This is a genomic window from Streptomyces sp. NPDC002853, from assembly GCF_053591915.1.
The window spans coordinates 464134-487199 of record NZ_JBSFUS010000009.1; the positions used below are offsets into that span (position 1 = coordinate 464134).

At 69.2% G+C, this 23066-nt stretch carries 24 protein-coding genes; 15 read left to right on the forward strand and 9 right to left on the reverse strand.

Annotation, left to right across the window (positions count from 1 at the left end; all coding sequences use genetic code 11):
• Positions 1-37 precede the first annotated feature (37 nt).
• The 7 genes from ACWD02_RS26750 (at position 38) to pstB (ending at position 8116) form a co-directional block, all read left to right on the forward strand.
• Positions 38-2281, forward strand: a complete 2244-nt coding sequence (locus tag ACWD02_RS26750) for an RNA degradosome polyphosphate kinase (protein ID WP_451214958.1) — start codon at positions 38-40, stop codon at positions 2279-2281.
• Complete coding sequence (locus ACWD02_RS26755; RefSeq protein ID WP_451214959.1) at positions 2262-3335, forward strand: CHAD domain-containing protein; 1074 nt, start codon at positions 2262-2264, stop codon at positions 3333-3335. Before ACWD02_RS26750 ends, ACWD02_RS26755 begins: the two co-directional genes overlap by 20 nt.
• A complete protein-coding gene (locus tag ACWD02_RS26760; RefSeq protein ID WP_451214960.1) occupies positions 3332-3754 on the forward strand; it encodes an NUDIX hydrolase in 423 nt (140 codons plus the stop codon). The genes ACWD02_RS26755 and ACWD02_RS26760 overlap by 4 nt, the downstream gene beginning before the upstream one ends.
• Before the next feature lie 219 nt (positions 3755-3973).
• Entirely contained in the window at positions 3974-5104 is a 1131-nt protein-coding gene (gene pstS, locus ACWD02_RS26765; protein WP_451214961.1) for a phosphate ABC transporter substrate-binding protein PstS, read from the forward strand.
• Between the two features lie 117 nt (positions 5105-5221).
• Positions 5222-6244 (forward strand): phosphate ABC transporter permease subunit PstC, encoded by a 1023-nt coding sequence (gene pstC / locus ACWD02_RS26770; protein WP_451214962.1) that lies wholly within the window; start codon positions 5222-5224, stop codon positions 6242-6244.
• Positions 6241-7290, forward strand: coding sequence for a phosphate ABC transporter permease PstA (gene pstA / locus ACWD02_RS26775; protein ID WP_451214963.1), 1050 nt, complete (start codon positions 6241-6243; stop codon positions 7288-7290). Before pstC ends, pstA begins: the two co-directional genes overlap by 4 nt.
• Positions 7291-7339: 49 nt before the next feature.
• A complete protein-coding gene (gene pstB / locus ACWD02_RS26780; RefSeq protein ID WP_451214964.1) occupies positions 7340-8116 on the forward strand; it encodes a phosphate ABC transporter ATP-binding protein PstB in 777 nt (258 codons plus the stop codon).
• 112 nt (positions 8117-8228) lie between these two features.
• Here pstB and ACWD02_RS26785 read toward each other — a convergent pair whose 3' ends face one another.
• Positions 8229-9227, reverse strand: a complete 999-nt coding sequence (locus tag ACWD02_RS26785; RefSeq protein WP_249589095.1) for an inorganic phosphate transporter — start codon at positions 9225-9227, stop codon at positions 8229-8231.
• Positions 9228-9236: 9 nt separating this feature from the next.
• Positions 9237-9857 (reverse strand): DUF47 domain-containing protein, encoded by a 621-nt coding sequence (locus tag ACWD02_RS26790; protein ID WP_363213187.1) that lies wholly within the window; start codon positions 9855-9857, stop codon positions 9237-9239.
• A 223-nt stretch (positions 9858-10080) separates the two neighbouring features.
• Here ACWD02_RS26790 and ACWD02_RS26795 point away from each other — a divergent pair, with 223 nt between their 5' ends.
• Positions 10081-10434 carry a metal-sensitive transcriptional regulator gene (locus ACWD02_RS26795; protein WP_363213188.1) on the forward strand — a complete coding sequence of 118 codons (354 nt, stop codon included), beginning with the start codon at positions 10081-10083 and terminating at the stop codon, positions 10432-10434.
• A gap of 127 nt (positions 10435-10561) precedes the next feature.
• Here ACWD02_RS26795 and ACWD02_RS26800 read toward each other — a convergent pair whose 3' ends face one another.
• Both ACWD02_RS26800 and ACWD02_RS26805 read right to left on the reverse strand, forming a co-directional pair.
• The gene (locus ACWD02_RS26800) at positions 10562-10744 is read right to left on the reverse strand and encodes a hypothetical protein (RefSeq protein WP_451214965.1); all 183 of its coding nucleotides are present in this window, start codon (positions 10742-10744) and stop codon (positions 10562-10564) included.
• A gap of 142 nt (positions 10745-10886) precedes the next feature.
• Positions 10887-11708 (reverse strand): hypothetical protein, encoded by an 822-nt coding sequence (locus ACWD02_RS26805; RefSeq protein ID WP_451214966.1) that lies wholly within the window; start codon positions 11706-11708, stop codon positions 10887-10889.
• A gap of 119 nt (positions 11709-11827) precedes the next feature.
• Here ACWD02_RS26805 and ACWD02_RS26810 point away from each other — a divergent pair, with 119 nt between their 5' ends.
• Together ACWD02_RS26810 and ACWD02_RS26815 are read left to right on the forward strand one after the other, a co-directional pair.
• Positions 11828-11983, forward strand: coding sequence for a hypothetical protein (locus ACWD02_RS26810; protein ID WP_451214967.1), 156 nt, complete (start codon positions 11828-11830; stop codon positions 11981-11983).
• Between the two features lie 102 nt (positions 11984-12085).
• Positions 12086-13657 carry an FAD-binding oxidoreductase gene (locus ACWD02_RS26815; RefSeq protein WP_451214968.1) on the forward strand — a complete coding sequence of 524 codons (1572 nt, stop codon included), beginning with the start codon at positions 12086-12088 and terminating at the stop codon, positions 13655-13657.
• Between the two features lie 315 nt (positions 13658-13972).
• Here the strand turns inward: ACWD02_RS26815 and ACWD02_RS26820 are convergent, their stop codons facing one another.
• Together ACWD02_RS26820 and ACWD02_RS26825 are read right to left on the reverse strand one after the other, a co-directional pair.
• Entirely contained in the window at positions 13973-14671 is a 699-nt protein-coding gene (locus ACWD02_RS26820) for a phosphatase PAP2 family protein (RefSeq protein ID WP_451214969.1), read from the reverse strand.
• Between the two features lie 199 nt (positions 14672-14870).
• A complete protein-coding gene (locus tag ACWD02_RS26825) occupies positions 14871-15869 on the reverse strand; it encodes a C40 family peptidase (protein ID WP_451215009.1) in 999 nt (332 codons plus the stop codon).
• Between the two features lie 157 nt (positions 15870-16026).
• Between ACWD02_RS26825 and ACWD02_RS26830 the strand changes: the two genes are divergently transcribed.
• Positions 16027-16308 carry a DUF397 domain-containing protein gene (locus ACWD02_RS26830; RefSeq protein ID WP_451214970.1) on the forward strand — a complete coding sequence of 94 codons (282 nt, stop codon included), beginning with the start codon at positions 16027-16029 and terminating at the stop codon, positions 16306-16308.
• Between the two features lie 31 nt (positions 16309-16339).
• Here the strand turns inward: ACWD02_RS26830 and ACWD02_RS26835 are convergent, their stop codons facing one another.
• Positions 16340-17113, reverse strand: coding sequence for a hypothetical protein (locus ACWD02_RS26835; protein WP_451214971.1), 774 nt, complete (start codon positions 17111-17113; stop codon positions 16340-16342).
• 277 nt (positions 17114-17390) lie between these two features.
• Here ACWD02_RS26835 and ACWD02_RS26840 point away from each other — a divergent pair, with 277 nt between their 5' ends.
• Entirely contained in the window at positions 17391-18107 is a 717-nt protein-coding gene (locus tag ACWD02_RS26840) for a DUF4232 domain-containing protein (RefSeq protein WP_451214972.1), read from the forward strand.
• 40 nt (positions 18108-18147) lie between these two features.
• Here the strand turns inward: ACWD02_RS26840 and ACWD02_RS26845 are convergent, their stop codons facing one another.
• Positions 18148-18783, reverse strand: coding sequence for an NADPH-dependent F420 reductase (locus tag ACWD02_RS26845; protein WP_451214973.1), 636 nt, complete (start codon positions 18781-18783; stop codon positions 18148-18150).
• A 224-nt stretch (positions 18784-19007) separates the two neighbouring features.
• Here ACWD02_RS26845 and ACWD02_RS26850 point away from each other — a divergent pair, with 224 nt between their 5' ends.
• Complete coding sequence (locus ACWD02_RS26850; protein WP_451214974.1) at positions 19008-19601, forward strand: hypothetical protein; 594 nt, start codon at positions 19008-19010, stop codon at positions 19599-19601.
• Between the two features lie 33 nt (positions 19602-19634).
• Here ACWD02_RS26850 and ACWD02_RS26855 read toward each other — a convergent pair whose 3' ends face one another.
• Entirely contained in the window at positions 19635-20402 is a 768-nt protein-coding gene (locus ACWD02_RS26855; RefSeq protein ID WP_451214975.1) for a TetR/AcrR family transcriptional regulator, read from the reverse strand.
• Positions 20403-20496: 94 nt separating this feature from the next.
• On the opposite strand from ACWD02_RS26855, the gene ACWD02_RS26860 reads away from it, so the two are divergent.
• Both ACWD02_RS26860 and ACWD02_RS26865 read left to right on the forward strand, forming a co-directional pair.
• Positions 20497-20718, forward strand: a complete 222-nt coding sequence (locus ACWD02_RS26860; protein WP_451214976.1) for a hypothetical protein — start codon at positions 20497-20499, stop codon at positions 20716-20718.
• A gap of 501 nt (positions 20719-21219) precedes the next feature.
• Positions 21220-22941 carry a hypothetical protein gene (locus ACWD02_RS26865; protein WP_451214977.1) on the forward strand — a complete coding sequence of 574 codons (1722 nt, stop codon included), beginning with the start codon at positions 21220-21222 and terminating at the stop codon, positions 22939-22941.
• Positions 22942-23066 lie beyond the last annotated feature (125 nt).

The following is a 23066-nucleotide window of genomic DNA, read 5'->3' on the forward strand; positions in this document are numbered from 1 at the left end:
CGCGCCCATCGGGGTCCCCGCGCGGAAGAATGGGGCCATGAGCCAGCCCAGCACGCAAGGTGTCCAGCACGCCCAGCCCTCTGTGGGCTCCATCGCCGCGCACCGCCCGCACACGCTGTCGGCAGCGGTGTCCGACCTCGACCCCGACATCGACGCCGATCTCGACGCGTACGACGAGGACGGCCAGGTGGGACACGACGGCCAGGAGCTGCCGCAGGGCCGTTTCCTGGACCGGGAGCGCAGCTGGCTCGCCTTCAACGAGCGGGTCCTGGAGCTCGCCGAGGACCCGAACACCCCGCTCCTCGAACGGGCCAACTTCCTGGCGATCTTCGCCTCGAACCTGGACGAGTTCTTCATGGTCCGGGTGGCAGGGCTCAAGCGCCGCATCGCGACCGGCGTCGCCACCCGTTCGGCCTCAGGCCTGCAGCCGCGCGAGGTCCTGGAGCTGATCTGGAACCGCTCCCGCGAACTCATGGCCCGGCACGCGGCCTGCTACCAGGAGGACGTCGCCCCCGGTCTCGCCGACGAGGGCATCCATCTGGTCCGCTGGAACGAGCTGACCGAGAAGGAGCAGTCCCGCCTCTTCACGCTCTTCCGGCAGCAGATCTTCCCCGTCCTGACCCCCCTCGCGGTCGACCCGGCGCACCCCTTCCCGTACATCTCGGGGCTCTCGCTCAACCTCGCCGTGGTCGTGCGCAACCCGGTGTCCGGACACACTCACTTCGCGCGCGTGAAGGTCCCGCCGCTTCTCTCCCGGTTCCTTGAGGCCTCTCCCCAGCGGTACGTCCCCATCGAGGACGTCATCGCCGCTCCCGCGCACCTCGCGGAGCTGTTCCCGGGCATGGAGATCCAGGAGCACCACATGTTCCGGCTCACCCGGAACGAGGACCTCGAGGTGGAGGAGGACGACGCCGAGAATCTCCTCCAGGCCCTGGAGAAGGAACTCATGCGCCGCCGCTTCGGGCCCCCGGTGCGCCTTGAGGTCGAGGAGTCCATCGACCGGAACGTCCTCGACCTGCTCGTGCGCGAGCTGAAGATCAGCGAGGCAGAGGTCTACCCGCTGCCGGGCCCGCTCGACCTGACCGGCCTCTTCGGCATCGCGTCCCTGGACCGGCCCGAGCTGAAGTACCCGAAGTTCATCGCGGGCACGCACCGCGACCTCGCCGAGGTGGAGTCCGCGTCCGCGCCGGACATCTTCGCCGCCCTTCGCGAACGCGACGTACTCCTTCACCACCCGTACGACTCGTTCTCGACGTCCGTCCAGGCCTTCCTGGAGCAGGCGGCCGCCGACCCGGACGTCCTCGCGATCAAGCAGACGCTGTACCGCACCTCGGGCGACTCCCCCATAGTCGACGCCTTGATCGACGCCGCCGAGTCGGGCAAGCAGGTGCTCGTCCTGGTCGAGATCAAGGCACGCTTCGACGAGCAGGCGAACATCAAGTGGGCGCGGAAGCTGGAGGAGGCGGGCTGCCACGTCGTCTACGGCCTGGTCGGCCTGAAGACGCACTGCAAGCTGTCGCTCGTCGTCCGCCAGGAGGGAGAGACCCTGGTCCGCTACTCCCACGTGGGCACGGGCAACTACCACCCCAAGACGGCCCGGCTCTACGAGGACCTGGGGCTGCTCACCGCCAAGCAGGAGGTGGGCGCCGACCTGTCCGACCTCTTCAACAGGCTCTCGGGGTACTCCCGCCGCGAGACCTACCGCCGCCTCCTGGTCGCCCCCAAGTCCCTGCGCGACGGGCTCATCTCGCGCATCGACAAGGAGATCCAGCACCACCGGGCGGGCCGCCCCGCCTACGTGCGCATCAAGGTCAACTCGATGGTCGACGAGGCCGTGGTGGACTCGCTCTACCGCGCGTCGCAGGCCGGTGTGCCGGTGGACGTGTGGGTACGCGGGATCTGCGCGGTGCGGCCAGGGGTCGCGGGGCTCTCGGAGACGATCCGGGTGCGTTCCGTCCTCGGCCGCTTCCTGGAGCACTCCCGCGTCTTCGCCTTCGGCAACGCGGGCGAGCCCGAGGTGTGGATCGGCAGCGCCGACATGATGCACCGCAACCTCGACCGCCGTATCGAGGCGCTGGTCAGGGTCACCGACCCGGCACACCGTGCGGCGCTCAGCCGGCTCCTGGAGACCGGCATGTCGGACACCACCGCCTCCTGGCACCTGGGCGCGGACGGCAACTGGACCCGGCACGCCCTCGATCCGGAGGGCCAGCCCCTGCGGAACGTACAGGAGATGCTCATAGACGCCCGGAGGCGCCGGCGTGGCACAGCTAAACCATGAGACGACGACAGGCGACGTCCTGTCGGCCTATCTGCAGGGCCAGGCCACGGAGTTCCTGCGCTCGCTGCGGCTGCACCGCGAGTCGTCGACGGACGCGCAGGGAGCGGAGGATTCCCTGGAGGCGGCCCGCGCCCTGCGCCGCGCCGCCCGCCGCATCGGCGGCACCCTGCACACCTTCCGGCCGCTCCTCGACCAGGAGTGGGCGGCGGGAATGCGCCCCGAACTGGCCTGGCTCTCCGGCACGTTGGCGAGGGAGCACGCGTTCGCGTCCCGCCTGGAACGCCTCCTCGACGCCCTGCACCGCCTGTCGGGTACGCCGGGGGTGCCGACGCCCACGGATCACGCGGCCGTCACCGCCAGGCGCTCCGCACGGCAGAACGGCTCGGCGCGGCCCGCGGCGCAGGGCGCCGGTGAACAGGGCGGGGCACCTCGGGGCCTGACGGTGGGGGCGGCCAAGGCCGCGGCCCTGCTCGAGCGGCAGCTCACCCTCGCCAGGACGCGGGCCCACTCCACGGCCCTCCAGGCCTTCGGCTCCTCCCGCTTCCACGCGGTGGCGGACAACGTCGCCGTCCTGGCCAGCGATGTCCCCCTCAGGACCAGCACCCCGGAGGACCTGAAGCCGCTGGCCGCGCGGGCCGAGGAGAACCTCGCCGAAGCGGTGGCCGCGCTCCCCCTGGGCCAGGCGGGCCACCCGTACAACGCGGAGGCGCTGACGCACGGCCTGGCCGCCGACACCGCCCCCGAGGCGCAGGACGCCCCCTGGCTGCAGACCCGCGCCCTCCTTCGCCTGCACAGGTACGCCCAGGAGGTCCTCACCGGCGGCCCCGGCGGGGACCCGCGCCTCGCGGACGCGGGGCAGGCACTGGACCGCCACCGCGAGGCCGCGGAGGCCGCGTCGGCCGCGGCGACGGCCGCCCGCACCCCCCGCATCGCCCCGGCCACGGCGTACGCCCTCGGTGTCCTGCACGCCGACCAGCGCCACGAGGTGGAGGCGGCCCGCTTCGCGTTCCACCAGGCCTGGCTCCGGGAGACAGAGGCGGCGAGTACCCGGTGACGCGCCCCGAGGGAGAGGTCGTCCGCGCCGCGGGCTGCGTCCTGTGGCGCCACTCCCCTTACGACGGCCGCCTGGAGATATGCCTGGTCCACCGGCCGAAGTACGACGACTGGTCGCACCCGAAAGGCAAGCTGAAGCGAGCCGAGACCCCCCTGGCCGGCGCCCTGCGCGAGGTCGAGGAGGAGACCGGCCACCGCTGCGATCCCGGCGCCCGGCTCCCCACGGTGCGCTATCTGGCCCAGGGCCGCCCCAAAGAGGTCAGTTACTGGGCGGCCGAGGCGACCGACGGCCACTTCGCGCCGAACAGCGAGGTCGACCGCATCCTCTGGCTCTCGCCGACCGCGGCCCGCAACCGCCTCACACAGCCCCGCGACCAGCAACTCGTCGACGCTCTGCTCGGCGTCCTCAACGCCGCGTAGTCAAGCAGATACTTTCCGTGACACTCTGCCTAACCAGGCCGACCGCCGAGGTTCACCCGCCGTTCACTCATGCCCATCGGCCGCTTCACCTGCCCTGCCTAATTTCAGCCTTACAAAACAACGTAGGACCGCAGGACAGAACGACCGCAGCACCGGAACGACGAAGACCTCGCACGCCGCCAGCAAAGGGCCGGCGGCTCCCGGAAGGAAGACCCGAAAGTGAAGCTTCAGCGCAAGAACCGGCTCCGCGCCCTCTCCCTCGGCGCCATCGCCGTCTCCGGCGCCCTGGCCCTCACGGCGTGCGGCTCCGACGACACGAGCGGCGGCAGCGGTGGCAGCGGCAAGGAGACCAACGCCAACGCCAACATCAAGTGCGACGACGCCAAGGGCCAGCTCGCGGCCTCCGGCTCCTCCGCGCAGAAGAACGCCATCGACGCCTGGCGCAAGGTCTACTCGACCGCCTGCAAGGACGTTCAGCTGAACTACAACCCGACGGGCTCCGGCGCCGGCATCACCGCGTTCATGCAGGGCCAGACCGCCTTCGCGGGCTCCGACTCGGCGCTGAAGCCCGAGGAGATCGCGGCGTCGAAGAAGGTCTGCAAGAACAGCCAGGCCATCGACCTGCCGATGGTCGGCGGCCCGATCGCCGTCGGTTACAACGTGCCCGGCGTGGACAACCTCGTCCTGGACGCCGAGACCCTCGCCAAGATCTTCGACGACAAGATCAAGACCTGGGACGACAAGGCCATCCAGAAGCTGAACCCGGACGCCAAGCTCCCCGGCACCAAGATCCAGGCGTTCCACCGCTCCGACGAGTCCGGCACCACGGACAACTTCACCAAGTACCTCAAGGGCGCGGCCCCCTCCGCCTGGCCGTACGAGCCCGGCAAGTCCTGGGAGGCCAAGGGCGGCCAGTCCGCCAACGGCTCCTCCGGTGTCGCGGGCCAGGTCAAGCAGACCGCCGGCGCCATCTCTTACTTCGAGCTCTCCTACGCCTCCGACGGCATCAGCACGGTCGACCTGCAGACCGACGCCAAGGAGCCGGTGAAGGCCACCGTCGACAACGCCTCCAAGGCCATCTCCGAGGCCAAGGTCGTCGGCAAGGGCAACGACCTCGCCCTGGAGCTGAACTACAAGCCCACCGCCGAGGGCGCGTACCCGATCACCCTGGTGACGTACGAGGTCCTGTGCGAGAAGGGCAACAAGGCCGAGACCCTCGCCGCGACCAAGTCCTTCCTGACCTACATCGCCAGCGAGGACGGCCAGAACGTCCTGAAGGAGAACGACTACGCGCCGATCCCGGCCGAGATCATCTCCAAGGTCCGCACGACCGTCGCGGGCCTGAGCTAGTCGAACCGAGTGCGGCCGGCCCCGCGTGTCAGGGCCGGCCGCACCGTCCGGTGCACCGCCGCCAGGAGCAACACCCGCTGAAGAAGCGGTGATCGGCTCCGCAGACCGGAGAACCTCATGGATATACCGAGCAGTACGACAGCACCCCCACCCCTCGACGACGTGAAGCCCTCGGGCATCACCCCCAAGAGCTCTCGCCGCAGCGCAGCCCGCCCCGGTGACCGGATCTTCCTCGGTCTCTCGCGCGGCTCCGGCATCACGCTGCTTGTGATCATGGCCGCCATCGCGGCCTTCCTGACCTACCGCGCGACGCTGGCCCTCGCGGACAACACGGGCAACTTCCTCACCACCTTCGAGTGGGACCCGGCCGGTGCCACCACCGGCGGCAAGCCGTTCTTCGGCATCGCGGTCCTGGTCTTCGGCACCGTGGTGAGCTCGGTGATCGCCCTGGTGATCGCCGTCCCCGTGGCCATCGGCATCGCGCTGTTCATCTCGCACTACGCGCCGCGCAAGCTGGCGACCCCCATCGCCTTCGTGATCGACCTGCTCGCCGCCGTGCCGTCGATCGTCTACGGCCTCTGGGGCGCCCTCGTGGTCGCGCCGAACCTGACCGGTCTCTACAGCTGGCTCGACGACTACTTCGGCTGGACCGGGATCTTCGAGTACCAGGGCGGCGCCCCGCGCTCCCTGATGACGGTCGGCATCCTGCTCGCCATCATGATCCTGCCGATCATCACGAACGTCAGCCGTGAGGTCTTCCTGCAGGTCCCGAAGATGCACGAGGAGGCCGCGCTCGCGCTCGGCGCCACACGCTGGGAGACCATCCGCATGTCGGTGCTCCCCTTCGCACGCTCGGGCGTCATCTCCGCCTCGATGCTCGGCCTGGGCCGCGCGCTCGGCGAGACGATCGCCGTCGCCACCGTGCTCTCCCCGACCTTCCTCATCAGCGCGTCCGTGCTCGACCCCGGCGGCGGCACCTTCGCGCAGAACATCGCCAGCAAGTTCAACGAGGCGACCGAGTACGGCCGTGACGCGCTCATCGCCTCCGGTCTGGTCCTCTTCATCATCACGCTGCTGGTCAACGGCGCGGCCCGCATGATCATCGCGCGCCGCAAGGAGTACTCGGGGGCCAACGCATGAGCGCCACCATCACCAAGCCCGCGAGCCTGCGGGGCGCCCGCCTGCCGCGCTGGACGCCGGCCGTCGTCGCGCTCGGCTCCGTCGCTGTCGCCGTCGGCATCGGCGTGGGGGCCGGCCTGGAGAGCCGTATCCAGTGGGGCCTGATCGCGGCCATCCTCTTCATCGGCGTCTCGTACGCCGCCGCGGTCACCGTCGAGGGCGGCCGTCAGGCCAAGGACCGCCTCGCCACCTCGCTGGTGTGGGTCATGTTCCTGCTGGCCGTGGTCCCGCTCGCCTCGCTGATCTACGAGACCGTGGAGCGCGGCTCGACCGTCTTCAACGGCTACTTCCTGACCCACTCCATGGGCGTGGTCGCGGACGACGAGCCCGGCGGCGGCATCTACCACGCGATCATCGGAACCCTGGAGCAGGTGCTCCTGGCCTCCGCCATCGCCGTGCCGATCGGCCTGCTCACCGCGATCTACCTCGTCGAGTACGGGCGCGGGAAGCTCTCCAAGGTCGTCACGTTCTTCGTGGACGTCATGACCGGCATCCCGTCGATCGTCGCGGGCCTGTTCGTCCTCAGCTTCTGGATCCTGATCCTGGGCTTCGACTTCTCCGGCTGGGCCGGTGCCATGGCGCTCGCCATCCTGATGATGCCGGTGATCGTGCGCTCCACGGAGGAGATGCTCAAGCTCGTCCCGAACGAGCTGCGGGAGGCATCACTCGCCCTCGGCATCCCGAAGTGGCGGACCATCCTGAAGGTGGTCCTGCCCACCGCGATCGGCGGCATCACCACGGGCGTCATGCTCGCGGTCGCCCGTATCGCGGGCGAGACCGCACCGGTGCTGCTCCTGGTCTGGGTGAACCCCATGATCAACACGAACCCCTTCGAGGGCTCGCAGGCCTCCCTGCCGCTGTACATCTACCAGCAGTACGGGGCCGGCAACCAGGCAGGTTACGACCGCGCCTGGGCGGCAGCGCTCGCCCTCATCGGCTTCATCATGATCCTCAACCTGGCGGCCCGCGGCGTAGCCCGCTGGAAGGCCCCCAAGACGGGCCGCTGACGCGGCCACTCAGCGACCCTCTCGTATCCCCCTTAAGGCAGTGATCCACATGGCCAAGCGAATCGACGTATCGGGCCTGACCGCTTACTACAGCGCCCACAAGGCCATCGAGGACATCTCGATGACCGTGGAGCCCCGCTCCGTGACGGCCTTCATCGGCCCCTCCGGCTGCGGCAAGTCCACCTTCCTGCGCACCCTCAACCGCATGCACGAGGTCACCACCGGTGGCCGCGTCGAGGGCAAGGTGCTCCTGGACGACGAGGACCTCTACGGTCCCGGTGTCGACCCGGTCGCCGTGCGCCGCACCATCGGCATGGTGTTCCAGCGCCCCAACCCGTTCCCGACGATGTCGATCTTCGACAACGTGGCGGCGGGCCTGCGGCTCAACGGCTCGTACAAGAAGAGCGAGCTGAACAACATCGTCGAGAAGTCCCTCAAGGGCGCCAACCTCTGGAACGAGGTCAAGGACCGCCTGAACAAGCCCGGCTCCGGTCTCTCCGGCGGTCAGCAGCAGCGTCTGTGCATCGCGCGTGCCATCGCGGTGGAGCCCCAGGTCCTCCTGATGGACGAGCCCTGCTCGGCCCTGGACCCGATCTCGACCCTCGCGATCGAGGACCTGATCGGCGAGCTGAAGGAGCGCTTCACGATCGTCATCGTGACGCACAACATGCAGCAGGCGGCGCGCGTCTCGGACCGCACGGCCTTCTTCAACCTCGCGGCGGTCGGCCAGCCCGGCAAGCTCGTCGAGATCGACGACACGGAGCGCATCTTCTCCAACCCGTCCGTGCAGGCCACCGAGGACTACATCTCGGGCCGTTTCGGATAAACCCCTTCCGACTCCTTGCGGTGCTGCATGGCGGTGCCACCGCAGGGGCAACAAGAAAGGCCCGCCCCCTGGCTCCCGGGGGGCGGGCCTTTCCTTTTGCTCTTACATCTCGCTAGAGGAACGCCAGATTCACGATCCAGAAACTCACCGCGGCGACGATCGCAGCCGCGGGCATCGTGATGAACCAGCCCAGGATGATGTTCTTGGCGACACCCCAGCGCACCGCGTTGACCCGCTTCGTGGCCCCCACACCCATGATCGCGGAAGTGATCACGTGCGTGGTGGAGATCGGCGCGTGGAACATGAACGCGGTGGTGAACATGATGCCCGCGCCGGTGGTCTCCGCGGCGAATCCCTGCGGCGGGTCCAGCTCGATGATCTTGCGTCCGAGCGTACGCATGATGCGCCAGCCACCCGCGTACGTACCGGCGGAGAGCATCAGCGCACAGGCGATCTTCACCCAGATCGGAATGGGCGCGTCGGCGTCCTGCACATCGGAGATGACCAGGGCCATCACCACGATGCCCATCGTCTTCTGCGCGTCCTGCAGACCGTGACCGAGCGCCATTCCGGCCGCCGAGACCGTCTGCGCGATGCGGAATCCGCGCTTGGCCTTGTGCGGGTTGGACTTCCGGAACATCCACATGATCGCGCACATCACCAGATAACCGGCGACGAGACCGACAAGGGGCGAGATGAACATCGGAATGACGACCTTGTCGAGCACTCCGGACCAGATCACCCCGATACCACCGGCAAGCGCGGCTCCGACCATTCCACCGAAAAGGGCGTGGGACGAGGACGAAGGAAGCCCGAAATACCAGGTGATGAGGTTCCACACGATGGCGCCCACCAGGGCGGCAAAGAGGATCCACATTCCCTTGTTGCCTTCGGGCGTCTCGATCAGGCCCTTGCTCACCGTCTTGGCGACCCCGCTGCCCATGAAGGCACCGGCGAGGTTCATGACGGCGGCCATCGCGAGTGCCGCGCGAGGCGTCAGCGCACGCGTGGAGACGGAAGTGGCAATGGCATTCGCAGAGTCGTGAAAGCCATTCGTATACGTAAATCCGAGCGCGACGCCGATGGTCACGACCAAAGCAAAGGTGTCCATGGAGAGGCCTCAGGACTCCTTGACCGCGATGGTCTCCACCGTGTTCGCGACGTGCTCGAACGCGTCGGCCGCCTCTTCGAGCACGTCGACGATCTGCTTCAGCTTCAGCACCTCTATGGCGTCGTACTTGCCGTTGAAGAGCTGAGCGAGAAGCTTGCGGTGAATCTGGTCGGCCTGGTTCTCCAGACGGTTGACCTCGATCCAGTACTCGGTGAGGTTGGACATCGTCCGCAGATTGGGCATGGCCTCCGCCGTGAGTTCGGCGGCCCGCGCGAGCACCTCGATCTGCTGCTCGACGCCCTTGGGGAGTTCCTCGACCTGATAAAGGACGACCAGGTCGACGGCCTCCTCCATGAAGTCCATGATGTCGTCGAGGGACGAGGCGAGGTTGTAGATGTCCTCGCGGTCGAAAGGCGTGATGAAGGAGGAGTTCAGCTGGTGGAAGATCGCGTGGGTAGCGTCATCTCCAGCGTGCTCCGCGGCCCGCATACGCTCTGCGATCTCGGCTCGGGCGGAGGCGTCAGCCCCGAGCAGTTCCATCAGGAGCTTCGAGCCCGTGACAATGTTGTCCGCGGATGCGGCGAACATGTCGTAGAAGCTCGTCTCCCTGGGGGTCAGACGAAAGCGCACGTGGGGTCCTCGGGGTGCTTTGGATTCGGTCAGGCTGATGCTAGGCGCATCATCCGGCCACGGCTAACCGGCCAGACCCCAGTGTCGCCCATCAGGGACAGTGATCAGCACGCCCCCCGAGCAATCGAGTATCCTATACCCACTAGGGGTATAGAAAGCCAGGCGAGCCAGCGGCTTTTCCTATGACTGCCCAGCAGAGTGACTGTCCAAGCAGGAGGACGCGATGACGACCACCGATGCGGCCGGTGTGGCCATGAACACCGAAGCGCCCTCCGAGCCCGGCCACGACCAGGGCGTCCACGGCTACCACAAGCAGAAGGACGAGCACCTCAAGCGCCTGCGGCGCATCGAGGGGCAGATCCGGGGCCTGCAGCGGATGGTCGAGGAAGACACCTACTGCATCGACATACTCACCCAGGTCTCGGCCGGCACGAAGGCCCTGCAGTCCTTCGCCCTCCAGCTCCTCGAGGAGCACCTGCGGCACTGCGTGGCGGACGCGGCCGTCAAGGGCGGCGACGAGATCGACGCGAAGGTCGAGGAGGCCACCAAGGCCATCGCCCGCATGATGCGCACCTGATCTTTCGCGTGCCGCGTGCCGCGTGCCACGCCAGGCGGACCGCCGGCGAGGGGCGACAGGGGGCGGGCGGAGTGACGCGGCAGGGGCTGGGCCGCGCCTCGCATCCCGGGAGTCCCGGGGGCCGGGGCTAATCCCGGTTATTGCCCAGCTGCTCCACGTCGGTGAAGACGTTCAGGACCTCGTCAATGCGGTCGGCGCTCAAGCGCTCGGCGGCGGCGGACGCCGCGATGATGAGTTCACCGCACAGCTCGATCTCGGCAAGGGCAACGTGGTCCTGAACAGTCGTACCGCGTACCAGAGCCACGTTCATCACCTCTTCCTGACCTTGCTTCCTGCCGGTACCGACTTCCTAGAGTAGGGAGCGGTCTACACACCGCGCATGGCACGGACGGACCATTTCCACACCCCCGGGCGCTACTAGCCATGCACACGGGCGCGACTAGCCGTGCACCCTACTTCTCGGCGATCTTCCCCGCGAAGATGTCCTCGCTCGCCGGAAGCCGCACGTCCACCCGCACCCCGAAGTCGAACAGCAGCGTGGTCGAGGCCACCTCGGCGTTCGCGACGCTGAAGTGCTGGCGCAGCTTGCGCAGCCGCCCCTGCTCGTCGAGGTACGCGTCGAACGGCACCCCGCCCTTGCTGAACCCTTTCGCCGCCGCACCCAGGGCCCGCCGCTGCCCCTCGGACGCGGACTTCGCGGCGTCCGGCAGGTCGGCGGTCCCGCGGTAGTGGCGCACCTGCACGCCCGCCACCGCCGTCTTGCCGACGTACGACACCTTGCGCACGCCCCGCAGCAGCTCCGCCGCGGCGAGGGGATCGGTGGCGCCGCCCGTGACCAGGTTGCCGTCCGAGAGCGACGCCGTGTCGATGCGCACCCACTTGTCGGCGGGCACCCCGGCCCCCCGGTTCTTCATGTAGAGCGCGCCGCTCGCCATCAGCTCGGTGATGGGACGGTGCTCCTCGTCCCCGGCGGGATCCTTCGGCAGCACCACCACGAACCGCCCGACCTGCCGCCTGAAGTCGTACGAGCCCTGCCCACGGATGGTCACGCGGGTCCCGCCGCTGGCCATCTCCATGGACGTACGCGCCTTGGAACTGCCCGCGCGGACAAGGGCGTCGGCGGAGCCCCGCACCGCGTCGACGGCGTCCTGGGGGGCGCTGCGCCCGTCGTCGGCCGCGGCTCCGCCGCCCGCACAGCCCGTGGTGACGGCCATGAGACCCACCGCCGCGGCCGTGACGGCCGCTCCGCCTGTGCGCCTTCGCTGCTGACCCATCGCCCGACTACCCCCAAGCCTTCCCGCGAGGTTTGTAGCCCCCTGTCGTTCCGTGTAACGACCGGTACGTTGACCCGTCACGCGTAAGAGCGTTAACCCGGCGTGGGTACCGTGGGTCCGTGGCAGAGGAGCAACAGGACGAACCCCACCGCACGACGACGGTCGAGCAGGGCCGCTTCTGCGCGGCCAGGTGCAGTTGCGGCTGGCGCGGTCCGGCCCGCAGAGCGCGCAGCAAGGCCAGGACGGACGCGGAGTCCCACTCCTCCCACGGGTAGCCACCGCTCGGCCGCTCCCCGTTCAACTCCCCTTTCCGCTCGGCGGAACCCATGGGTCCCTCAGCCCGTCTCGTACTCCGGGAAGGCAACGGGAGGGGCGACATGGAACGGCGTACGTTCATCGGCACCACGGCGGCGGCCGCGGCGGCCTTCGCGGCGGCGGGCTGCTCCGGCAGCGGCAACGGCGGCGGCGCGACCTCCCGCAGCGCGGACGCTCCCCGTTCCGGCACCCCCATCCGTACGTCGAGCGCGGCCGCGTCGGCGGCGGCGAACCTCACCGCCCTCGCCAAGGACCTGGACGGCACCCTGGTCAAGCCGGGAGAGGCACAGTGGGCGGCGGCCCGGCAGCTCTACAACACGCGCTACGACAGCCTGAAGCCGACGGCGGTCGCGTACGTGGCGAACCCGGACGACATCCGCACGACCCTGGCCTACGCCCGCGCGCACGACGTCCCGGTCTCCATACGCAACGGCGGCCACTCCTACGGAGGTTGGTCGTCCGGCACGGGACGCCTCATCGTCGACGTGTCGAAGCTGAACAAGACGCGGGCCAGTGGTTCGACGGCCACGGTCGGCGCGGGCGCGAAGCTGATCGACGTCTACCGCGCGCTCGCCGCGAAGGGCGTGACGATCCCGGCGGGCTCCTGCCCGACCGTCGGCGTCTCGGGCCTGACCCTCGGCGGCGGCCACGGGGTGGTCTCGCGGGCGTACGGCCTGACCTGCGACAGCCTGACGTCGGCGACGCTCGTCACGGCGGACGGCAAACAGCTGACGGCGAGCAAGAACGAGAACAAGGACCTGTTCTGGGCGCTGCGCGGCGCGGGCAACGGAAACTTCGGTGTGGTGACGGAGCTCCGGTTCCGCACGCACGCGGCCCCGCAGGGCGTCTCGGCGTACATGAGCTGGCCCTGGTCGAAGGCGGCCGCGGTCATCAAGGCGTGGCAGGAGTGGGGCCCCGACCAGCCGGACGAGATCTGGTCGTCGGCGCACCTGGCGAACACGCCGGGCGGCACGCCCACGGTGTCGGTCGCCTGCTTCTCCCTGGGCACGTACGGGGAACTCCAGAACGCGGTGGACCGCCTGGCGGACAAGATCGGCGCCCCGGCCCGCAGCGTCTCGCTGAAGCGGCGCTCGTACGAGGAGGCGATGGAGGTCTACGCGGGCTGCTCGTCCTTCGCGTCGGACGCCCAGTGCCACCTGCCGGGCGCGACGCCGGGGCGGAGCCCGCAGGGGGCGCTGAACCGCGAGACGTACGCGGCGAGTTCGGACTTCTTCGACCGCTCGCTGTCGGCGGCCGGAATCCGCACGCTCCTCGCCCAGGTGGAGAACGTGACGGGCGCGAGCGCCGGCAGCATCGCCCTCACCGCCCTGGGCGGCGCGATCAACCGGGTCGACCCGACGGCCACGGCCTTCGTGCACCGCCGCTCCCGGATGCTGGCGCAGTACATCGCGGCTTGGCGCCCGGGGACGTCCGGCAAGCCCGCACAGGCATGGCTGAAAACGGCTCATGGGGCGATGGGCCGGTACGCGTCCGGAGCGGCGTACCAGAATTACGCGGACCCGACCCTGAAGAACTGGCGCGAGGCCTACTACGGCCCGGCGGCCCCTCGCCTGAAGAAACTGAAGAAGCAGTACGACCCGAAGCGCTTCTTCGACTTCGCGCAGGCCCTCTGACTCCCCGGCCCGCCCGAACCCTCCGTTACCCCGGACGGCGTCCCCGGCAACCCGAACAGCCCCACCCGACACGCCCTCGGGTGGCCCACTGCCCGGGACCCGGCTGCTCTGGGGGTATGAACCCGCGAATAGCCACAGCCGCAGCGTCCACCGCCGCCCTACTGGCTCTGACGGCCCCCGCGGCCCACGCGGCCGACGCCGGCACGCACCCCCAGGCGGGCGCCCTGACCGCCATCTCCGCGGGAGTGACCGTGGCGGCGGCCGGCACCGGCTGGTGGCTCCTGAAGCGCCGCCGCGCGGACGAGAAGCCGACCGCTACGCCGCAAGATCCCGCTCATCCGGCCCGGCGGCCGTCCGCCGGGGAAGCTCGGCCACAGCCTCGTCCCGAGGCTCCGCCCACACCAGCCGAGCGCCCCGCCCCGTCCGTCCGACGGCCCTGACCACAGGGGTCAGCAGAGCCATCGCCAGCGGCGAGAGCAACAGCGCGACAGCCGTCCCGAGCGCGAATCCGCCGACGACGTCCGTCGGATAGTGCACGCCCATAAAGACCCGGCAGAAACCTTCGGACAAGGCGAGGGCGATGCCGACAAGACCGAACTTCCGGTTGGCCACGAAAAGCCCGACGCCCAGAGCCATCGCGAGCGTCGCGTGATCGCTCACGAAGGAGAAGTCGGTCTTTCCGTGCACAAGGAGCTCAAGGCCGTCATGGTCCTTGAAAGGCCGACGGCGCTCGACGAATCCCCGGATCGGCACATTCACCAGAACGGCGATCCCGGCCGCCAAGGGCGCCCAGACAACAGCGGCGACAGAGGAAGCGGCATCATCCAGCGTTTCGCGCTTTCGCTGCCCCCACCAGCACCAGAGGACCAGCAGAACAAGCGCGAGCAGCAGTCCGTACTCGCCGACGAATGCGATCGACTTCGCCAGCCAGGCCGGTGAATCCTCGGCAAGGCCGTTGATGTCGTAGAGCAGGCTGACGTCGGGGTTCGACCCTGTGGTGTCGAGTCCAGCCATGGTGCTGCGGCCCCTTGTCTCCTCGCCTCGGACGCACCTTGCCGTGCGTCCTTCCGTCAACCCCCGTGGCTACGGTCAAGGGAACGCGTGGCCCCCTTCACTACGTTCCACTCTCCACCGAATGATCACGCAGACGTTACCGAAGAGAGACTCATCACCGCAGCTCAGAGAAGTGTACTGACGGAGAGTTCAAGCCACATCACGCGCCGCGAACGGCCTCCGCGCCGTCCTCCGTGACGCGGGTCGCGCCGAAGTAATCCGGCGTATCGATCGGGTCGAACCGGATCACCGCACCGGGCCGCGGGGCATTGATCATGTAGCCCCCGCCCACATAGATCCCGACATGCCGGATGGCACGGGAATTGGTGAGGTCGTCCGAGAAGAACACGAGGTCACCCGGGAGCAGTTCGTCCCGTTTCGGATGGGGCCCCGCGTTGTACTGGTCGTTCGCCACACGCGGCAGATCGATGTCCACGCTGCGATAGGCGGCGAGAGTAAGACCGGAGCAGTCGAACCTGCCGTTCTGTTCGGCGGTTCCATTGCCGCCCCACAGATAGAGCGTGCCGAGCTTCTTCTGCGCGTAATAGATCGCGCCCGCCGCCTGCTCCGAGGGCTGCACCCTGCCGGTGGGCCGGGCGAAGCTCTTCTCCAGGTCCGTGATGGTCTTCACGTAATTCTGGGTCTCGCGGTAAGGGGGAACACCGCCGTACTTGATGACGGCGTACGCACCCGCGTTGTACGCGGCGAGCATGTTCTCCGTCGGGCTTCCCGGGGCGTCCTTCACATAACCGGCGAGTTTGCAGTCGTACGAAGCGGCGGACGGGATGGCGTCCTTCGGGTCCCAGACGTCGCGGTCGCCGTCGCCGTCACCGTCCACCCCGTGCGTGGCCCAGGTCCCCGGGATGAATTGCGCTATCCCCTGGGCCGCGGCCGGGCTCTTGGCCTTCGGGTTGAACCCGCTCTCCTGGTACAGCTGCGCGGCGAGCAGCGCGGGATTGATGGCCTTGCAGAGATTGCCCCACTTCTGCACGAGGGGCTGATAGGTGGCGGGCACGGCGCCCTTCGCGAGCCCCACGTTGCCCTGACCGGCTCCGTTCGCCATGCTCCCGGCGGCCATGTACGTCCCCACGACGAGCAGGGCGATGAAGCTCATCGCCCCACCGATACCGACGGCCGCGACCAGCCACGCCTTACGCACCGTCAACCACCCCTCATCATGCGGGAGTCCACCGCGCCCCAGTCTGACATCCTCCACCCCGTAAACGGAGCAGAATCCCACCTCAGGCCGCGTATGGCCGAGCGGGCGAGCGCCGCCACACAGACCGACCGAGCCGAGCCGAGCCAGGGAACCGTCCATGTCCGAAAGCACCTCCCCCACGCCCTCCGTACCCCCGGACCTCGACTGGATCCGTGCCGCCCCCGAGGGGGAGGAGGGCCCGGGGCCCTGGATCGAGATCGCGTACGGCCCGCAGGACGCCGTGTACCTCCGGGAAACCAGTGACCCCGAGAACGTCGTGACCACGACGCGGAAGAAGTGGGACGCCTTCGTACTGGGCGTACAGGCGGGCGAGTTCGACCACTTCGTGGAAGGGGTGGAGGGGGTGGAGGGGCCCGCGGGGGTCGAGGAGGCGGAGTGACGGCGCCGGCGCCGTCTCCCGGCGCCAGGGGTCAGCCCTCTACGAACTCGTCGGTCAGCAGGCAGCCGTCGATCAGCGCGGGCGCCGTGGACACATCGCCCTCGGGCCGGAAGTTCGGGTTGCAGTTGAGTTCCAGGAGTGACGACCCCGAAAGATCCCGGAGCGTCTCGCCGTCCGGCGCGATCACGGCGAAGTCCTTGCCGATCGCGAAGCCGCCCTCTATCCCGGCGCGTTCGTCGGTCTTCATCCGCTCGGTGATCTCCGCCTTGTAGGCGGTCTGGAACTGCTTCATGTCGCTGGTCTTGAAGACCCGGATCCAGCCGTCCCCGCCGTCGTCGCACGTACCGCGGAACTGCACGCCCCAGGAGAGGTCGAACTTCTCGTCCATGGGGTAGTAGCGCTCGTCGGACGGATCGATGCTGTACCGCTCGCACGTGGTGAAGCGCTGGAGGTACTCGCCCGCGGCCATCACCGTGCCGGCCCGGGGCATGTTCTCCAGCATCCACTTCTGCCGGACTTCGGGCCCGCCGCTGCTGCCGCCGTTACGAGCGGGCGCCGCGTCGGAGTCGGCCCCGGGAGTGGCACCGGGAGTGGCGCCGGCACTGGCGCTGGTGCCGGTGTCCACGCCGGAGTCGGAGCCAGGGCTGGAGTCGGCCCCCGAGCCGGAGTCGGCCCCCGAGCCGGACACCGCCGCGGACGCGGACGCGCCGTCGTCCTTGCCCTCACCCTCGTCCTCGCAGCCGGTCACCGTCAGAGCAAGAGCCGCCGCCGCGACGACTGCGGCCAGCCTGGAGCGCGTACGCATGATGGTGTGATCCGTTCCCCCGCCGAGTATTGACGCCGGGACCCTAGATCACCTGCATGTCCATGATCAAACCAAGTTCATGATCGAAAACCCCACGCCACGTGACTCGGCACGTACACCGCACGTCCCACCTCACCGTCCCAAGCGACGATCATTTACGCAGGTCAGGGCCCCGAAACCGTTCCAGCGTCCCGGATGCTCCGGCGTTCCTTGCCCGCGCGGGAGCCGCCCCCCTTAGCTGTGATCACCACAGCCCAGCACTACTCCGGGGGAACCCATGAAGCACACCCGCAAGGCCGTCGCAGCAGTCATCGGCCTCGTCGCCGCCCTCTCGCTCACCGCGTGCAACGGCGACGACAACGCGTCGGCGGACACCAAGCCCAGCGCGTCGGACTCGGCGGAGAAGGGTGGCGGCAGCGGCAGCGGCGGCACCGGGGAATCCTCGAGCGAGGGAAGCGGCCACAAGAGCACCGGCGGGAGCGACGGTTCCGGCACCGATGCGAACGCGGGCGCCGGAACCGATACCGATACCGGTACCGGAACCGGAGCCGGAACCGACTCGAAGAAGGTCGGCATCTGCCGCACCGACGAGCTCGAGGTGAACGCCACCGACAACACCACCGACAAGACGGAGGGCGTCGTCACCGTCGTCTTCAAGAACGGCGGCGGCCGCGACTGCTCCATCAAGGGCTACGCGGGGGTCGACCTGACGGCATCCACGGGCGACACCCTCTCCGTGAGCCGCAACGGCGAGCAGCCCACGCCCGGCGTCCTGAAGGACGGCGAGTCAGCCGCCTTCAACATCACGTTCCCGTACAACAACTCGGGCGGCTCCGGCGTCCGCATCACCAGCCTCGTCGTGACTCCCCCGAACGAGACCAAGCACGTCACGCTCGACTGGCCCGCGGGCACGCTCCCGGTCTCCGACGGCGAGAGCTCCGTCAAGCTGGAGATCAACCCGGTGGGCAAGGTCAGCGACTCCCCGGCAGGCTGAAACCCCCGGCCCCGACCTCGCCCCCGTCCCCGGCACCTGCTCACGCGGCCCGCGGACGCACCACCTTGAAGCCGAACCCGTACGAGCCGATCGCCTCGGCCACGCCCATGAACAGATACGCGGCGTGCTCCTGGCCGCGTGCGGTCCGGATGCCTCCCAGGTCCAACTGGGAGGCATCGGCCCATCCGAGGTCGCTCAGCAACTGCCGCGTGGTCTGCTTCGCGTCGGCGTCGTCGCCGGAGAGGAAGATCGTCGCCGGCTCCTCCAGACTCCCCGGGTCCTTCATCACGACGGAGTCGACGGTGGCAAGCGTCTTGACCACGGCCACGTCGGGAAATGCGGCCTGAATCTCCTCGCCGAGGCTGTAGTTGGGGTGGGAGAGCTCCATGTCCCCGGTGAACCCGACCCCGATGTCGACCAGCACCTTCCCGGCCAGGGACGCCGCCCCGATCTCCTTCAGCACGTCCATCGAGGCCGTACCGGGCGTGGCGTTGACCAACACGTCCCCGTGCGCGGCGGCCTCCGCGAGCGTGACGACATCCAGTCCCCGCAGCTCCTCCGCCCCGCCCCGCTCCTTCGGGGATCGCGATCCCAGTACGACGTCATGCCCCGCTGCCTGCCATCCAGTTGCCAGCGCGCGAGCCACATTTCCGGTTCCGAGCAGTCCGATTCGCATGCCAAAAACGCTAATCGGCACACCCGCAAAGAGAATCGGCCCCGAGCCCTACACCACATCAGCCGGTCGACGTACCCCAAAAGCCCGAGCCCCACCAAAAGCCCCGAGCCACCTACGCTCTCTGCCTTCTGACCTTTTCCTGTAGAGAGAGTCTCCAAGTGAACCCTGCTGGATTCCCCACCGCCTGGGATCACCCGCCTACTCGCCGGGCCTGGCAGCTGCACATGCTGAGGAATGCGGCCGGTCTGGTCGGTTGGGCCGGTATCTGGATCGCGCTCCTGGGAATCTCACTCAGGACACCCGACTGGGCTGTGTGGATCTTCCTGCCGTACTGGCTCTACAGCCCCTATCGCATGCTCATCCAGGTGGGCTACATCCCCACAGCTCTGGGCATGCGGCGCATCCTGCGCGCGTTCCCGTGGCAGGTGCTCCATGACGTACCTCGCGGCCTCGCGGACCACCCGGAGGTCGTGGGGCCCCAGCACGGATGGTTCGAGCTGCCCAATCCCGCCGATCCGCAGCAGCGGCTCCCGCTGGTCTTCAGCAAGCACTACCGCCTCAACTGGTGGTCCCGACGGCTGGCACCCCGCGTTAAGCCTCGACTGAAGGCGCAGATCGAGACCGTCTGGATCGCCGGGGACCCGCGCATGATCGGCGTTGTTGCCGCGCCGCCGACTCGGAGCGGGCGATCGCCCCGTCGTTTCCAGATCCTCGACCAGGGGCTTGGAAAGGGCGACGGCAGCCGGATCGCCGGATGGGGCATCACGCCCGACGACCTCGAACGCGGTCGGCGCGCCGGAGTCACGCCGAATCGCTGACGCTTCACCCCCTCCCGCTCTCGCCCGAAGCGATCAAGCGTGCTGCGACCGGCCGGGGTTGAAGATCTTGTCCAGGTGGTAATCGAGCGTGCCGCGTACGTCGGTCAGAGTGCGGCGATCGTGGAGTACGTCCCCGCCCAGACCGACCGCCGCCGCCACCAGGAGGTCGGCCTCGTGTCGGGCGTTCAGGCCCGGGGCCGTTTGCCCGCTCTCCTGGGCCGTGGCGATGAAACCGGCGACGAGTTCCTCCAGGGGGTGATCGTCGCTCAGGAAGACCGCCGCGATGGCCGGGTCGGTGAGGCTGCGTGCGTAGTACGCGGAGAACACCCGCAGAGCCATGGTCCGTTGAGCGTCCAGCGGCAGGAACTCGTCGAGCATGGCGCTGAGTACACCGCGCAGGTTCGCGGGGTCGAAGTGGATGCGGGTCCGGGCCAGGCGTTCGTTCTCGCGGTGCAGCATGTGCAGGGCGGTGACGAGGAGTTGGTGCTTGCTGCCGAAGTGGTACTGGACCACCCGCAGCGACACCCCCGCCTCCGCCGCGACCTCCCGCATGCTCGCCGCGTCCAGCCCTCGCTCGGCGGCGATGCGCCACACCGCCTCAGCGATCTGCCGGCGCCTGCGCGACCGGGCGCCGGACGTGGGAGCCGGGCTCTCGGGCGCCGGGACGGGGGGCCGCTTCCGCTGCCGATAGGCCCTCGCCTGACAGCTCCGGGAGCAGTAGAGAGCGGGGCGGCCACGCTTGCCCGCGGCGGTGATTTCGGCACGGCAGACCGTGCAGCGGGCTTTCTTTTCGTCACGCACGTTTCTCATTCTAGGACCTGGAATGTGTGACGTAATACCACATTGGATGGGCAGAGCGCCGATGTGCCGCCTACTGCACTGATACGTTCGTACCGTGAAATACGACATCCTGCAGATCCTCGGCGCAGTCCTGATGTGTTTCTCCGCGCAGGGCCTCATCCGGCTGCTCCTCGACCACGGCCACACCGGCGTCCTCGGCTGGATTCCCGGCAGCTTCGCGGTTCTTCTGGCCGCGTACGTCCTCGCGCTCGCCGGGGGCGTACTCCTGACCGGCTGGTCCCACTCCCAGGCGAAGGCCCTCGGCCGGCGCGACTGACCGCGAGGCGGGGAGGCCCGGCACTGCACGGCCTGTTGACGGGTGTCCAACTTTCCCCGATCGTTGGGGAATTGAGCGCAAATCAAGGCGCTGCGTTGTGACGGCTGGGGGGAGCCGAGCATGCAACCTGGGGACGAGCACGCCACGGGGGCAGAGCCCAACGACGCCGTACCCGGTGGTCCGGGGCCCAGCGACGCGGTCCCGGGGGACGGGGAACGCGCGGGTCACGGCTCCGGTACGGGCGAACCGCAGCGCCCGGCGGCCCCGGAAGCACCACATCCGGGTCAAGTTCCGGGTGAGACGGGTGAAACCCCCGGCGCACCACATCCGGGCCAAGCCCCGGGTGAGACGGGTGAAACCCCCGGCGCACCACATCCGGGCCAAGCCCCGAGCGAGAGCCGAAGCCCCGCATCCGCCCCCGCCCCCGCGCCCGCCCCCGGGCCAAGCGCTCCCCCGCCCTCCGAAGCCCCCCAAGGGGGCCACTTCGGCCCGCCGCCCCCGATGGCACCACCGCCCACACCCACACCCACGCCCCAGCCCTCCGCATCGCCACCGTTCCCCCCACCCACACCCCCACCACCCGCGGCCCCGCCCACCTACGGCCCGCCCGCGCCCCCACCCGGCCCTCCTCCCGGCCCCCCACCCGAGCCCGACCCCCTGCGTGCCCTGTCCGCCGCGCTCCTGAATCTCACCGGTCTCGGCCTCGGTTACGTCCTCCTGAAGCGCTGGCTCCTCGCTGCCCTCTGCTGGGCCGCGACCGCAGCGCTCCTCTTCGTGGCGCTTCCCGCCGAGGTCGACGGCGTCCCCGGCGGCGTACTCGTCGGGTTCGTGGCCTTCCTCGTCCTCGCGGCGGCCGACGGGGCCCGCCGCGCCCTCCGTACCCACCAGGCCTGGCCGCTCCGCGCGCCGCTCGCCGTCGGGCTCGGGCTCGTCCTGCTCGCCGTTCCCGCCGGAGGCGTCATCGCGTACGACGCCGCGCGCGACGAGGCCGTGGAGCAGATGCTGCTGGACCGGCTCGACAAGGCCGACAAGATCGTCACGGCCGCCGACGGCCGCACCTTCGACGCCGCCGAGGACGACTACCGCTCCGCCCTCGCCATCTACCGCGGCCTGGGCGAGGACCACCCGGAGTCGAAGGCCGCCAAGCGCGTCCCGGACAGCCTCGCCACGTACTACAAGTCCGTCGCCGCCCCTTACGACGAGCGCGAGTACTGCGACGCCCTCAAGCCCCTGAAGTACCTCCGCACCGTCCCCGGCTCCCTCGGCAAGGACCGCGTGGGCACCCTCGCCACCTGGCCCGACGACCGCCTGGCCACGTCCCTCTACGAGTGCGGCAGCCAAGGTCTCGGAGCCGCCTCCACGGCGGCGGCCGGGAGCTCCGACGGCGATGAACTGGGAGAGCTCCTGCGCACGTTCCCCGACTCCGACCAGGCAGGCAAGGTCGAGCCCGCCATCCGCGACGCCATCGACGCCCGCTCGTCGGACCTGAAGGGCTCCGACCCCTGCAAGGCCACCGAGGAACTCCGCGGCATCGACACCACCGCCAAGGCCCTGCCCGACGGCAAGGGCGACGGCCTCTCCGACGACGCCGCGAACGCGGTGGAGTCGGGGGTGTACGCGTGCGGCGTGGACGAGTTCAAGGACCGGAAGTTCAGCCAGGCGGCCAAGACCCTCAACGACTTCACCGGGACCTACAAGAGCAACGGCAAGCGTGACCGCGCCAAGGACATCGCCATCGCCGCCGAGATCGCCGCGGCCCGCCCGGCTGCGGGCAGCAGCCTGCCGCCGGCGAAGTCACCGGGCGGCGCGAAGCTCACGTACGTCGTCGAGAACGGGGGCCCCGGCCCGCTCGAGGTCCTCTACACCGGCCCGACCACCGGCAGCCTCAAGCTCTCCGCGTGCGGCAACTGCAAGACGTACACCAGCAGGGCCCAGGGCAAGAAGGCCTGCCTCGCGGGCAGCGGGTACCCGCAGAAGACGCTCCGGCTGCCCCCCGGCGACTACCACTTCCTCTACAAGCGCGACACGAGCAGCGTGGGAAGCGTCCGCAACAACACCGAGGGCAGCAAGATCCAGCCCGGCTACCGCTACACCGACTGCTCGTACGTCGTGACGGGAGGCGGCCTCGGGGACCTGGACGGTCTCGACGGCCTCGACGGGCTTGACGGACTCGACGACGTGAACGACCTCCGGGGGCTGGATGGCCCCGACAGGCGTACATGACCGATGATGTGAGTCTCCGTCACCGGACCCGGTCAGAATGAGACCTGGTCAGAGGGCTCGCCGGGCCGTCATTGCCCGGCGTCACTCACCGTGATACACAGAGTGACCATACGTTTCAGCCAACG